At 71.7% G+C, this 14,034-nt stretch carries 5 protein-coding genes and 1 pseudogene; 1 reads left to right on the forward strand and 5 read right to left on the reverse strand.

What is annotated here, in order from left to right:
* Positions 1–147: 147 nt before the first annotated feature.
* The 5 genes from FRANCCI3_RS05415 to FRANCCI3_RS05435 all read right to left on the reverse strand — a co-directional run bounded on the left by FRANCCI3_RS05415 (position 148) and on the right by FRANCCI3_RS05435 (position 11,329).
* A complete protein-coding gene (locus FRANCCI3_RS05415) occupies positions 148–1,452 on the reverse strand; it encodes a TIGR02679 family protein (RefSeq protein ID WP_011435531.1) in 1,305 nt (434 codons plus the stop codon).
* Positions 1,449–5,780, reverse strand: a complete 4,332-nt coding sequence (locus tag FRANCCI3_RS05420) for a TIGR02680 family protein (protein WP_011435532.1) — start codon at positions 5,778–5,780, stop codon at positions 1,449–1,451. The genes FRANCCI3_RS05415 and FRANCCI3_RS05420 overlap by 4 nt, the downstream gene beginning before the upstream one ends.
* A complete protein-coding gene (locus tag FRANCCI3_RS05425) occupies positions 5,777–7,045 on the reverse strand; it encodes a TIGR02678 family protein (protein ID WP_011435533.1) in 1,269 nt (422 codons plus the stop codon). Before FRANCCI3_RS05425 ends, FRANCCI3_RS05420 begins: the two co-directional genes overlap by 4 nt.
* Positions 7,042–8,919 (reverse strand): TIGR02677 family protein, encoded by a 1,878-nt coding sequence (locus FRANCCI3_RS05430; RefSeq protein WP_085949863.1) that lies wholly within the window; start codon positions 8,917–8,919, stop codon positions 7,042–7,044. The genes FRANCCI3_RS05425 and FRANCCI3_RS05430 overlap by 4 nt, the downstream gene beginning before the upstream one ends.
* Before the next feature lie 973 nt (positions 8,920–9,892).
* Complete coding sequence (locus FRANCCI3_RS05435) at positions 9,893–11,329, reverse strand: FAD-binding oxidoreductase (protein WP_011435535.1); 1,437 nt, start codon at positions 11,327–11,329, stop codon at positions 9,893–9,895.
* Between the two features lie 376 nt (positions 11,330–11,705).
* Here FRANCCI3_RS05435 and FRANCCI3_RS05440 point away from each other — a divergent pair.
* Positions 11,706–14,015, forward strand: a pseudogene (locus FRANCCI3_RS05440) (DEAD/DEAH box helicase); the annotation flags it as partial.
* Positions 14,016–14,034 lie beyond the last annotated feature (19 nt).

Below are 14,034 nucleotides of genomic sequence, written 5' to 3' on the forward strand. Positions count from 1 at the left end.
GACGAAGACCAGACGATCACCGCTGCTCTCACCGGCCATGGCGCCCGGACGAGCGAGGTTGCCGACCTGCTGCCCGCGCGTGTCGCCGGGACTCTACCGGCCGCACCCTTGAGCGCCTGGCCTTTATCTACCGAGTGTTATCGAGTGTTACCAGGCGTGTGGGGCGCCGAGGTCGTTGATCAGCTCGGCGAGGACGAGTTCCTCGTCCACTCTGATCGCATGGTGCTCCAGCGCGGGGCGCAGGTCGGGGTCCCAGGCCGCGTCGACCGGCCGGCCAACCAGCTCGCCGCCGGTCACCGTGGTCAGCGCCGCCTGATAGGACCGGGCGTCGAAACGCCATGGCCGCCAGCCGATCCGTTCCCGCAGGCCGTTGGCGATGCGGATGCCGCCCCAGTCGAAGTCGCCATGGTAGGCAAACCGCGCGCCCTGGCCGGCGAGCGCCGCGAGCAGGCTGATGACGGCGGCCGACGGCTGGCCGTTCACGCACACCAGCGGCGGGGTGCGGCCCGCCAGCTCGTCGGCGGCGCTGGCCAGCACGATCGGATTCTCGCACAGGTACACCACTCCGAGGCCCACCCCGAGGTCGCCGCGGTCCTGGCCCGGGCCGACCTGGCGCAGAGTGAGCACGCAGGGCTCCCCCGCCTCGCGACAGATGGCCAGGATCCGGCCGGTCGGGCTGTCCGCCCCGCCCGGCAGACCCAGGCAGAGCACCGTGGACGACAGTTCGTCACGGTGCACCCCGACAGCGGCCCACGCGGCGCGACGGCCCGCGGCCGAGCCGTCACCCGCCGGGTGGGATCCGCCCAGTACCCGGGCCGCCGCCAGGGCCAGCGTCGCCAGCGGCCGGCCGTCGTCGAGCGCGTGCGCGTCACCGGTGCTGGTGGCGGCCAGCCGGCCCAGCGCCACGCCGGGTGAGGGCAACGCGTCGAGCACCCGGAGCAGGTCGGCGGCCAGCGGCCCCGCCGCGTCCGGGGTGCCAGCCAGCCGGCGCAGCAGGCCGGTGCTGTCCAGCCAGGACCGCCAGGGGGTGAGTTCGGGGCGCCGGGCGAGGAGGTCGTCCAGGGGCTGGTGCGCCTGCGCCCAGGCTCGTGACTGCGCCGCGGCCAGCTCCGCCCGCTCCGTGACATCCCCGGTGAGCTGGCGGACGGCGGCGGCGAGTCCGTCCGGCGCGGCGCCGCTGGACCGCAGCACCGCGTCGACCTCGTCCAACGACACGGACAGCGAGGCGCCGGTGCCGGCCCGGCGGCCCAGCAGCCGCTCGACCCCCCGCCGCTGGTCCGCGCTGGCCCGGCCGAGGGTGACCGTCCCGGTGAGCGGCCGGCCCAGCTCGATCCTGCGCCGCACCCGGTCGAGCAGCCACGCCGTGTGCTCACCGCCCAGCAGACGACGCAGCCGTTCCACATCGCGGGCGGCTTCCGTACCGCGGGAGGCCCCGGTCGACGACGCGCTCACTCGAACGGCAGGGGCTCGGTGTTGCCGCTCTGCGCCGGACGGAGCGGCTGGGGCTGGTCGGGTTGGTCGGGCTGGTCGAGTAGCTGGGGCTGGTCGGGTTGGTCGGGCCGCTCGGGCTGGTAGGGCACCGGCCGGTCGACGCGGGTGCGCTCGTGCCCGTCCCACCGCCACGGCGTGACGAGCACGGCATCGATGCCGTCCCGGCGGGACAGCTGCGCGATCGCCAGGCCGGGAACCTGCGGGTAGCAGCCCCACTCGCGCTCGCTGGTCATCACCACATCGAGGTCGAACGCGGCGAGCAGACCCAGGCACTTGGCCCGCGAGTCGTCGTCCACTCCGGCGAACGCCTCGTCCAGGGCGACCAGGCGGGGTGCGTGCCGGTTGCCGGAGGAGTCGTAGAACGACGAGGCAGCTGCGAACAGCGGCACCGACGCCGCGAGCACCCGCTCACCACCGGACGCCGGACCGCTCGCCGGCCGCCACTGACCGTCCTGGAACCGCTGCACAGCGAACTCGTGCCAGTCGCGGTAGTCCAGGGCACGGGTCAACTGCTCGGCCCATCCGCCGGTGGTGTCCGCGCTGTGCTCCCGGTTGATCTCCTCCTGGAGGAACGCGCCGACGGCGGTCCGCTCGGCGGGGCTCCAGGCGTCGGCCGTCTGCCGCAGCAACCGGTCGCGCACCGCGCCGAGCCCCTCGGGGGCGCTGCGCGCGACCCGCCACTGCAACCGCAGCCGCATGCCGGTCGACGTGGGCCGCTGCGCGAGGTCCGTGTTGATCCGGCGAACCTGGCCCTCGGCGTCGCTGATCAGTTCCTGCAGGGCGCCGGCCACCTCGTTCACAAGGTGGTTCTCCAGGATCTCGCGTTCCTTCGCGGACAGCAGCATCGCCCGCTGCCCGGTCTCCGTCTCCAACGCGGCGACCAGGGCCGGGATGTCCTGCTTGCGGCCCTGGAACAGGACGTCGACCACGATCACGCCGTCGGAGACGACCATCCCGACCGAGTGGCCGTGCCGGGACAGCGCGTCGGTGAGAACCTTGTGCTCGGCCGACACCCGCTGCTGCGCCAGCTCCCACCGGCGGTCGGTGTCGTCGACGTCGTCGAGGGCGGCGTTGACCGCCCGGGCGAGCGTGATCGCGGGGTACGGTGCCCAGCCGGCAGCCGGGTCCGGGATCTCCAGGTCCGGGACGGCGACCGCGAGCAGGCCGGTGGCCGCGAACGCCCGGAGCCTCGCGACAGCCGCCTCGCGTTCGGCCGCGGCGGTGGTGATCGCCTCCCGCAACGTCTCACGCCGGCCGTGAGCCCGGCCCCGGGCGTCGAGCGCATCCCGTTCGGCGGCCCGGGCCTGCTTCTCCCGCTGCCCGCACCGGTCGAGTTCGGTGTCGACGGCGGCCAGTTTGCGGAACAGTTCGTCGACGGCGGCGCCGGCCGTCTCGACCAGGACCCGGTGACGTTCGGCGGCCGCGTCGGCCTGCGTCTGCGCCTCGGCGACCGCCTCGGCGGTCTGTTCCTGGCGTTCCAGCGCGAGGGTGAGTTCGTGTTCCGCCTCGGTCGCCGCGCGGCGGGACCGGTCCAGCGATTCCGCCGCCGGCCACAGCGCGGCCAGCTCCGCCCGGTAGTCACCCAGGGCGTCCCGGACGTCGGCCAGCGCGGCCGGCTCCGCGGGCAGGCGCACGTCGCCGGCGAACTCCTCGGCCGCCGCCCGCGCCTCACCCGCGGCCTGCTGCCGGCGGGCCGCGACAGCGGCCGCCTCCTGGTGCTGGGCGTCGATCCGCCGCTTGGCCTTGTGCTCCGTGGCCAGCTGCGCGTGCGCCTCGCGCAGGTCGCCGTCGGAGGGCCGGGCCCCGTGCTCGGCGGCCAGCGAGAGCTGCCGGTCGGCCAGCTCCGCGGCGGCCGCGGCCAGCTCTTCGAGCCGTAGCTCGATCCGGGTCGCATCGGCGCGCAGGTGGTCGAGCCGGACCCGCCTGGCCGCCTCGCGGGCACCCTCACCGATGTAGCCGGCGGTTTCCTTGCGCCAACCGCCGGTCAGGACCCCGTTACCGAACCGGCCGTCCACGGTGACCCAGGTCTCGGTGCCCGAGGTCCTGTTGGCCGTCGTCCCGTTGGCCGTCGTCCCGTTGGCCGCCGGCCCGTGGACCAAGGAGCCGCCGGCCGGGCCGGGCCCGCCGCGCAGGCCGATCGTCGCGAGGACGGCGGCGACCGCGGTGTCGCTCAGCCGGGCCGCGCGTGCGTCGTCGCGGTCGATCGCCGGCGTGAGCACCGCGGCCAGCCCACCCCCCGGCGCCGGCCGCCCGGGCGTGACCAGAACGTCGTCGCTGACGGGGTCGTGCAGCCGCCCGTCCGGGCCGACCCAGGCGTCGAGGATCCCGGCGGCCTCCAGCGCCGCCTCGATTCCGGCCCGGTGCTCGTCGGGCACGCCGTCGACGAAGTCGACGACCTTCCACAGCGGGGCGCCGTCCCGGCCGTCCCGCCCGTGCTCGTCGCGGGTGTGCGGGGCCGGCGGCGAGTCGTGGCCACCGGCCGCCAGCCGCTCGATCTCCTCGGCGAGCCGTTCGAGTTCCCGCCGGGCGGCCGTCTGCTCGCCGTCGAGGACGGCCTGCCGGCGCCCGAGGTCGGCGGTGGCCAGCCGCGCCGCCCCGTCCACCGCGGTGGCGACCGGGTTGGACCCGTCGAGTGTGTCCACCCAGCCGGCCAGGGCCGCCAGCGCGGCGTCCGGGTCGGCCGGCCGCAGGTACGCGCAGCCGGCCAGGTAGGCCGTGCAGGCCACGACGAGGCCCGCCCCGCGCTGGGCGGTCAGGTCCTCGGCCGCCGCGATCCGCTCGGCGGCGGCCTGCTGCTCGGCAGTGATCCGGTCCAGGTCGTCCCGGGCCGCGCGCAGCGCCACGCCGGCGTCGGCCGCCGCGCGCAGCAACCCGTCGAGACGGTTCACGGCGGTGCCCTGCTGCCCGACCAGGGCCTCGGCGGATCGCCGGGCGTCGCGGTACGGCGGTTCCCCGCCGTCCAGCTCGGTGAGTACCGCGGCGTGCCGGCCGGTGACCAGGGCGGCCTCGGCCGCCAGCCCGGCGGCCCGGACCGCGGCGTCGAAGCCCGCCGCGTCGGCCTGGACCGTGCGTTCCGCACCCGTGAGCCGGCGCTTCCGGTCGCCGGCAGCCTCGGCCGCGGCCCGGCTGTCCCGCTCCCGCTGGGCGGCGAACCGGGCGAGCCGCCCGGCATCCTCCTCGGCGCCCCGCAGCGCCGCCGCGTCGCGCATCTCCGGGCTGTCCCGCAGCGCGTCCCGCCGGGCGGTCAGTGTGGCCTTCGCCTCCTCCACCTCGGTGAGCGCCTGCTGCGCGGCCGTCAGGGCCTCGACCGCCGCCTGATGCGCGGCGTCGGCCTCGGCGAGATCCCGCCCGTGCTGCTCGTAGCGGCTGTGCGCCTGCCGCGGCGGCGCGGCGTACCGCTTCGCGGCCACTCGGGCGTACCGGCGGTAATGGGTCAGGAATGCCTGCGCAGCCGTTTCCGCCTCGGCGAGGGCGCGCAGCGTCTCCCGTTCCTCGTCCAGACCCCGGAACGCCTCGGCCACGATGACCACGAGCGCGGGGTCCAGCGGCGGCAACGCCTCGGTGAGCGCCCGGGAGAGCAGCTTCTCGTCGGGCTTCTTGGACAGTTGCGGCTGGCGTAGCTGGATCAGGAGGTTGACCAGGGCCTCGTACCGGTGCCCGCCGAGACCGAACAGCGCTTCGTCCACGGCACGGCGGTAGTCCGACGCGGTGTCGTACACCGCGCCGTGGCCGTCGACGGCTTCTTTCAGTTTGTCCCTGGTCAGTGGCACCCGGGTCGGGCTGACCAGGGACAGCTGCGGACCGATCCGCTGGCGGGTCACGAAGAACCAGTGCCGGACGATGCCGCGCCCGCTGACCGCCTTCAGGCCGGCCCCGATCGTGCGGTACTCGGGGATGCCGTCACCGCCCAGCCGGCCGAACTCCAGCCAGGTGTAGCCGAGCCGCTCGGGATGCGGATGCCGGCCGCCCAGCAGCAGGTTCCATTCCATCCGCTTGTTGCGGTCACCGTCCGGTTCGACCCGGTGCGCGGCCAGCTCGCCGTCCAGCAGGAACGGCAGCGTCAGCGCCAGGACCTTCGACTTGCCGGTACCGTTGTTGCCCCGCAGCAGCAGCCGCCCGTCGTGGAAGTGGAACTCTTCCACGTCGTAGTAGAAGAGGTCGACCAGGCCGGCGCGCAGCGGCTGCCAGCGGTCCTCCCGGGCCGGTACGGGAATCGAGGCCGACGCCGGTGCCGGTGCGGGAATCGAGGCCGGTGCCGGTGTCGCGGGCATGCGGGTCGAGGTGCTCATCGGCGGCTCGTCTTCTTCCTTCTGGCCGGACCGCTTCTGACCGGGCCGGCGCCGCCCGCCCGGCCGTCGTGGATCGTCGGCGCCTCGACGGCGTAGCGCGCGATCGCGGGCCGGGCGAGCACTGCCGGCGGCTCGCCGGCCCGGCCCGGCACGTCCGTGACCAGCCGCAGCGCGCGCAGCTTGTCCAGCGCCATGGCGAGCAGCTCGGCGTCGGCACCCGGTTCGGTGACGCCCCGCCGCCAGTAGGTGGAATGCTCGGCCGCCATCTTCCGAACGTATCCACGCAGCCGGCCGACCGGCACCGGCTCCGCGGGATCCGGCCGGGTGGCGAGATACTCGGCGACTAGCAGGGTCACGTGGCCGTCGGTGCGCTGTTCCGGCATCCGTACGTCGGTGAGCTCGTCGTCGGGGTCGACCATCGCGATTCCCTCCGCGCGCATCTCGGCGATCAGACCGGTGGCGTCCTCGATCCGTCTGGTGATCGCCCGGCGCTGGCTGATCAGGTAGGCGCGCTCGTCCTCGGCGAGCTCGTCGTAATAGACGACGGGATCATCGAGCAGCCGGCGGGTCAACCGGCGGCGAAGCGACCGGTTGCGCAGGTCGTCGGTGTCGGGGACGGGCTCGTGGGTCAGCTCGGCGAGCCGCGCCCCGATGTCGTCGGCGTCGATGGTCGACGGGCCGCGGGTACCGGTCAGCAGCGACGCGAGCACCCTGCGGCGTACGTCGTACAACGCGTCGCCGCTGTCGCGCAGATAGGCGTCCTCCTCGCCGGCGACCCGATCCAGCACGCCGAGCGTGAGCAGCAGCCGGACCACCGCCACGAGGTCGGAACGTTCGTCCCGGCGGCTGAGGGTGAAGGTGACCCCGGTGCGGGCCAGTTCCGGGTCGCTCGCCGCGACCAGCACCCCTTCGGCCAACCGGCCGAGGGTGATCTGGGTGTCCGCCCCCTCCAGCACTGACAGCGCGAGGCACAGCAGGACGTAGCGGCGCCGCCCGAACGGCGCTCGGCCCTTCCCCTCCCGCGCCGGGTGCGTGTCGTCCTGGATGGTCGCCGCCGTCTTGAACAGCCGCGCCGATTCGGCGTCGACGACCAGCCGCCAGCCGGTTTCGGCGGCGAGCCACTCGCGCAGCTCGGACGCGTGCCGGCGGACCAGCCGCAGGACCTCGTCGTCCGCGCCGGCGGTGCGTAGCGGCCCGGCCAGCAGCGCGCGCAGGGCCCTGCGCCGCGCGGCCCGGTTCTCCTCGGCGACCGAGTCCGCCGTCATCCGGACACCCGTCCGGTCTCCAGCAGCTCGAGCCGGTCCGGCCCACCGGCGAGTACGACCGGAGCGAGGCCGTCCATCCGGCCATTCAGATCGTTTTGCCGGTTTCGGTCATTCCTGTCGTTCGAGTCGCTCCAGTCGTTCAGGTCGTTCAGGTCGTTCCAGGCCGCCGGACGCGATGCCGCACCGGCCAGGTCGACGATCTCGACGGTGTGTTCCGGGCCGTCCAGGACGCCATCCTCGGTCTCGATCCGCGCCACCCCCCCGCCGGGGACGAGGGTGAGGCGGATCAGGACCGTGCCGTCGCTGGACGTGGTCTCCACCTCGGTATCGCCCGCCAGCCTGGCGGCGAGCGCGTCCCCGAGCAGGCCGAGGAACAGCCGGAACGCCTGCCGGTCCAGGACGCCGAGCTGGGACAGCAGCACTGGCCCGTCGGTGGCGAGCCGGGCCCGAGCGGACGCGGCCTGCTCCGCCTCCCGCGCGGCCTGCTCGGCGAGCAGCCGCCGCTGCCGCGCGCGGTCCGTGACCCGGTTCGGCGTTCCGCGCCGCTCGTAGGAACCGGTCCGGCGTAGCTGCGGGCTGATCCGCATCGGCGGCGCATCCTGCCACGGCGTGTTCGGTGTCGGCTCGTCCTCCTGCCAGGCGGCGACGGTCTCCTGGCTGACGGTGAGATGCCGGGCCGAGGCCAGGCCGAATGCGGCCCGCCACAGCCGGTGGGCCGCCGCGTCGTCAGGAGCCTCGGCAAACCAGCGAGCGAGCGTGCGGAAGTCCGCCGACCGGTCCGAACGGCCGGTACGGCGCTCGTTGAGTGCGGCGACGGTATCGATGAGCTGGGTGATCGCGGTGATAGCCGCGCCCCGCAACAACCGTGCCTGGGAGGGACGGCGCGAATCCGCCGACACGAACCAGTCGTGCAGGCCGCGCCAGCGGTTGCGCCAGCCGTCCAGGGCCGCGGCGACCGCGGCGTCGTAGGCGGTCCGAATCCGCTCAGCGTCGGTTCGCCCGGCTCCGGTCCGGCCGGAATCGGATGCCCCGGAGCCGGATGCCCCGGAGCCGGATGCCCCGGAGCCGGATGCCCCGGAGCCGGATGCCCCGGAGCCGGATACCTCGGGCACGTCGGGCACGGCGTCGGTCGCCTCCCGACGGGCCGCGAGTAGCAGCAGGCGTTCGACGCCGGCCCCCTCGACCTGACCCAGCAGGGTGGCGATCTCCGCGCCCCGGTTCGCCAGCTCGGCGATGAACCGGTTGATGTAGTCGATGAGCCGTTGCTTGTAGGCGAGGAACGCGTCCACGTCACCGTCCGAGAAGTCGATCACTCGGCGGAGGGACGTCATGAACGCCTGAGCGTTGTCGGCCAGTCCGGTGAACCGCTCCGCCAGCCCCAGCAGCAGCAGGTGTACCTTCGCCGGGTCGAGATCGGCGGCGTCGCCGGCCGTCATCTCCACCAGGGCGCGCAGCTGGGCGGCGATGTCCTCCAGCGCCACCGACTGCAGGGCGCCCCGGCGGCCGATCGCCACCTCGTAGACGGCGATCGCCTCCTCGGCCGCCTGCCCGGCCGGGGTCAGCTGGTACAGGTAGCGCGCCCGGTGGAAGTCCGCCACCGTGGTCACCCGGCCGGTGTCCGGGTCGGCCCGCAGGTTGCCCCACTCAACGAGCTTGTCCAGCGCGGCGACGATCGACTCGGTCTGCCCCGGCCGCCCCAGATCCGCGATCACGTCCTCGGGGCGCATGTGGACGATGAACCGGTCCCGCGCCCGCGCGAACGTCGTCAGCACCTCCCGGTAGACGTCCGCGTTGGGGGCGCTCAGGTGCGCGAACGGCTGCCGGGGCGGCGCATCACCGCCGGCTGCCGGCCCGGTCTGTCCGTCGCTCGTCACACCGCCCAGTATCGCCCACCATGCTACCGCGTGAACGGCGGGTGACCGGCTACCAGTGACACTGCTGGGGAAGACGGGAGTCTGCGGGGTCGTCGGTGGCTGAAGCGACGGCCGAGTCTGGCAGGCCTGGACCAGCACCTCGATGCCTCACCTACTCCGCGAACTGATCGACATGCTCGCCGCCGGACACCGGCTCTGCTTCTACCTACCCAGTAGGTCACAAACCATGAACTATCGATCACGGCAAATCGCCGTCGATTACGTTGGAGATTGCTGCGATTCACGTCATTGGTGAAAGGATTAGAGCCCGATGGCGGGGGTATCTCTGGCTCGCAATCCAGTGGGGAACTTCCCCGAGGAGATGGCGGTGCGACACTGGAGGGGGCGGAAATGGCGCTCAGGAAAAGCCCGAAGTATTTTCTGATGGTTGTGATCGTTGCGCTCGGGACAATTTTGTCTGCGGCTCCTTCGATGGCTTCTCCGCCGAGAAGCGCGCCTGGCGCGGTCCATCGCAGTGATGTACATTGTTATTGGCGCCATATGAGCGGTCACTGGGTCTGGAGGCATGGACACCGGACCTGGATTCCCCCGCGCACGGTCAGGGTCTGTCGCTGAGATTCCAATAAAACAGGCATCGATCGCAGGAATCCCTGCGGTCGGTGAGGAGATCTTTTAGAGACAAGTGTTCCGTCCTTGTGCGCTCGCGCGGGGACGGAACGCCAAGCCTCGGATGCCCGTTACAACGTCCGCCTCGCCCACGACCGAGGATGAAGAACTGTGCGCCGTGTGGGCCACGGCGCGCCAGCGAGCCTGGCCGGTCGTCTCGGTGGACGAGCGGGAGAGCCTACAGGAGACCCTGGAGATTCTCGCGGACAGTGATGCGGTGGCGTCGATCCGTCAGATGCGTGAGGAGATCGCCCGAAAGGTGGGGACGGTCATCAGCCCCAGCCCCAGCCCCAGCCCCAGCGCCGGCTCAGCTTTCGGCGGGGGGGATGTTGGGGTTGAGCCGGAAGCGGTTCTCCGGGTCATAGGTGCGCTTCACTCGCCGCAGCCGCTCGACGTTGCGCCCCCAGGCCCGTGCCCGGTCGGCGTCGTCGAGATCCGCGTCGCCGCCGAAGTTGAGGTAAGTGCCCGATGCGGCCCGAAGCCTGACGGCCTCGCCGTAGGCATTGCGCACCCAGCGGATGTTTGCGTCGTCTTCGGCGGGGTCCAGCCAGTTTCCGTCGATGCTCAGCAGGTACCGAGCGCTGCGGTCACCGAACGCGGTTTCGGTTGTCCCTACACGTGACATGGCCCCTCCCAGGAGAGGCAGGTGCACCATCGTCGTCGGGTGCGGGCGGTCGTGGCTGATGCGCGCCACGAACGTGGTCGCGTCCTCATCGAGTCTGTCCAGGTAGACGGACTTCCAGTAACTCTGGAGCCCACCCTTGGGGAAGAAGGGATCGAGGGAGGATTGCGCTGTCCGGTACGACCGGGCCTGGCTCATATCGGCAAGCGGCGCGCCAAACCCGGAAAGCGCCCGGCACGCTCGCTGACCCTCGTCCGGGGTGCCGGCATACAGGGCGGCCGTGATGAGCACGTCGCGGTTGTGCACGGCGGGCGGGAGCGTCGGTGCATCCGGCAGCGACCACAGGAGGGCACGGCTGGTGACCTCGTCAGGGACGGTGGACGTCCAGTCCTGCCAGCGGGAAAGCACCTCGGTAACGGCATCGACCGGGTGAACGATCATGCTATTCCAGACCATCGGGCCCAACGGATAGGCCTCGAACTCGAAGGACACCACCACACCGAAGTTGCCGCTCCCGCCACGCAACGCCCAGAACAGGTCCTCATGTTCGGTCCCGTCGCACCGTATGATCTTGCCGCTGGCTGTCACGACCTCGGCGGCGCGCAGCGCATCACAGGCCAGACCGTACTTGCGGTGGAGCCAGCCGATTCCGCCACCGAGTGTCAGACCCGCGACGCCCGTGGTCGACACGACCCCGCCAGGTACCGCGAGCCCGTACAGCTGCGTCTCACGGTCGACGTCGCCCCAGGTCGCACCACCCGCCACCCGCACACGTCGCTGATCCGGGTCGACCCAGACACCCCGCATCATCGACAGATCGATCATCAAACTGTCGTCGGCCGTGCAGGTCCCGGCGATGCTGTGGCCGCCGCCGCGGACAGCGACGAGCAGGTCCCGCTTGTAGGCGAGGCTGACGGCGTCGACGACGTCGGCGGTGCCGGTGCATCGGATGATCAGACCGGGTCTGCGGTCGAGCATGGCGTTCTGGACGACCCGGATGTCGTCATACCCCAGGTCGTCCGACGTCAGAACCTGCCCGCGGAAGATCGCGCGAATCTCCTCGACCGTCTCGTCCGAGAGCGTCTGCCGTTCGCCATCCAGCGTGAGTATCTGTGCCGACATCGAGCGATCTCCCCTCCGCGCCTGCCGATGTCTCCGGTGGGCATCGGTCTGCGTTACTCGCTTCTTACAGGGTGACGCCACGGCTGGATCGTCGCTAGCGTGTTCGTCCCGCAGGACGGCAGCCAGTTCGGCGAGTGCGGCCAAGATTGCCACTCCGAACCCGGCCCACCGCCATCCCGTCTCTGCGCCGGACAGCGGCGTGCCTGCGGAATTAGGAAGCTGGCAGGTCCGTCGCTGGCGCCTGGCGTGGCTGCCGGGGGTGCGGGCGCAGCCCGCCCCGGTCCGCCAGCGTGTCGGTGGCCGGGATCCGGGTCCGCGAATCGGACTGTCGGACCGCTCCAGTAGCGTTGGTCGGCTGTCTATCGGGAGGTCAGTCGTGCTGCTGGAAGGACTCAAGCCAGGGCTGCGCGTCGACGGGCTCATCCCCGCCGAGGTCGTCACGGTCATTGCCGCGCAATGGCACGGTTCCGACGCGCTCGAACTGACCTACAAGACCGCCGCCGGCGGCCTCGGCCAGCAGGTCGTGTTCCGCAAGGACCAGGACAAGCTCAGCGTCGCCCAGACCGGCAGCCGCGCCTTCGATGCCAACGCCAGCGACTTCAAACTCGTGGCCGAGGCGCAGCGCATCTCGCTGGCCGGGCTCTTCGACCCGATGCTCGCCGTCGCCACCAGCGACGTGCAGCCCCTCCCGCACCAGATCCGCGCGGTGTACGGCGAGCTGCTCCCGCGTACCCCGCTGCGCTTCCTGCTCGCCGACGACCCCGGCGCCGGCAAGACGATTATGGCTGGCCTCTACCTCAAGGAGCTGCTGCTGCGCGACGACGTGAAGCAGTGCCTCATCGTCGCGCCCGGCGGGCTCGTGGAGCAGTGGCAGGACGAGCTCTTCTTCAAGTTCGGCCTCCGTTTCGATCTGCTGACCAACCAGCTCATGGACTCCCAGGTCAACCTCAACGTCTTCGAGACCAACCCGCTCCTCATCGCACGAATGGATCAGCTCTCCCGCAACGAGCAGCTCCGGGCCCAGCTCAGGGAGACCGAGTGGGACCTGATCGTCGTCGACGAGGCCCACCGCATGGGCGCCCACTACTTCGGCGGCAAGCTGGAGAAGACCAAGCGCTTCCAGCTCGGGGAGCTCCTCGGCGAGATCACCCGCCACCTGCTGCTGATGACCGCGACCCCGCACTCGGGCAAGGAGGAGGACTTCCAGCTCTTCCTCACCCTGCTCGACAGGGACCGGTTCGAGGGCCGGCAGAAGAAGACCACGGACACCAGCGGGATCATGCGCCGCCTGGTCAAGGAGGAGCTGCTTACCTTCGAGGGCAAGAACCTCTTCCCCGAACGTGTCGCCGAGACCGTTCCCTACGAGCTGACCGCGTTGGAGTACGCCCTCTACGCGGACGTCACCCACTACGTCCGCGAGGGGATGAACCGGGCCGACCGGCTCGGCGGCAAGCGCAAGAACACCGTCGGCTTCGCGCTCACCGTTCTCCAGCGGCGACTCGCCTCCAGCCCGGAGGCGATCTACAAGAGCCTCGTCCGCCGTTCCGAGCGCCTGGAGGGCAAACGGCAGGAGATCCTCAACGGCACCTACCGCGAGTCCGAGCCGACCGTCGACCTGGGCGAGATCGACGAGGACGGGTACAACGCCGAGGAGATCGAGGAGCTGGAGGAGGACCTGCTCGACGCTGCCACCGCAGCGCAGACCGTCGAGGAACTCAACGCCGAGCTGATCGAGCTGGCCGAGCTGGTGAAGACCGCCAAGATCGTCCGCGACGCCGGCACCGACCGCAAGTGGACCGAGCTGTCGAACATCCTCCAGGACGAGGTGCTGACCGCCGACGCCAACGGCTGGCCGCGCAAGCTCATCATCTTCACCGAGCACCGCGACACCCTCGACTACCTCCGGGCCAGGATCGGCTCGCTGCTCGGCAAGCCCGACGCGGTCAGGGCGATCCACGGCGGCGTCCGCCGCGGCGAGCGTCGCCAGATCACCGAGGAATTCACCAAGAACCGCGACGTCCAGATCCTCCTGGCGACCAACGCGGCTGGGGAGGGCCTCAACCTCCAGGCTGCCCATCTGATGGTCAACTACGACCTGCCGTGGAATCCCAACCGCATCGAGCAGCGCTTCGGCCGCATCCACCGCATCGGCCAGGACAAGGTCTGCCGACTGTGGAACCTCGTGGCCTCCAACACGCGGGAGGGTGAAGTCTTCACCCGTTTACTGGCCAAGCTCGACCAGATGCGCCAGGATTACGGCGGCAAGGTCTTCGACGTCCTCGGTGAAGCCTTCACCGAGACCCCGCTGCGCGCCCTCCTGCTCGACGCCATCCAGTACGGCGAGCGCCCCGACGTGAAGGCGAAGATGCACGAGGTCATCGACGCCAGCGTCGGCGATGGCCTCAAGGACCTGCTCGACGAGCGGGCGCTCGCCTCAGAGCACCTCGCCGAGGCCGACCTCCAGCGGCTCCGCGCAGCGATGGATGAGGCCCGGGCCAAGAGGCTCCAGCCGCACTACGTCGAGCTGGCGTTCAAGGCGGCCTTCACCCGTCTCGGTGGCCGGATCGCCAGGCGTGAGCGGGGGCGCTACGAGATCGCGAACGTGCCCCAGCACCTCCGCTCGGCCGGCAGGGGACCGATCGCGACGAAGTACGACCGCGCCACCTTCGACCTTGCCCACTGCGATCATGGCTGCAAGGTGGTTC

This window comes from Frankia casuarinae, from assembly GCF_000013345.1.
GTDB lineage: Bacteria > Actinomycetota > Actinomycetes > Frankiales > Frankiaceae > Frankia > Frankia casuarinae.

Bases quoted from the DNA above. Each gene is read 5' to 3' on its own strand.
- FRANCCI3_RS05435 (WP_011435535.1), bottom strand. From the start codon at position 11,329: ATGTCGGCACAGATACTCACGCTGGATGGCGAACGGCAGACGCTCTCG.
- FRANCCI3_RS05425 (WP_011435533.1), bottom strand. From the start codon at position 7,045: ATGACGGCGGACTCGGTCGCCGAGGAGAACCGGGCCGCGCGGCGCAGG.
- FRANCCI3_RS05420 (WP_011435532.1), bottom strand. From the start codon at position 5,780: ATGAGCACCTCGACCCGCATGCCCGCGACACCGGCACCGGCCTCGATT.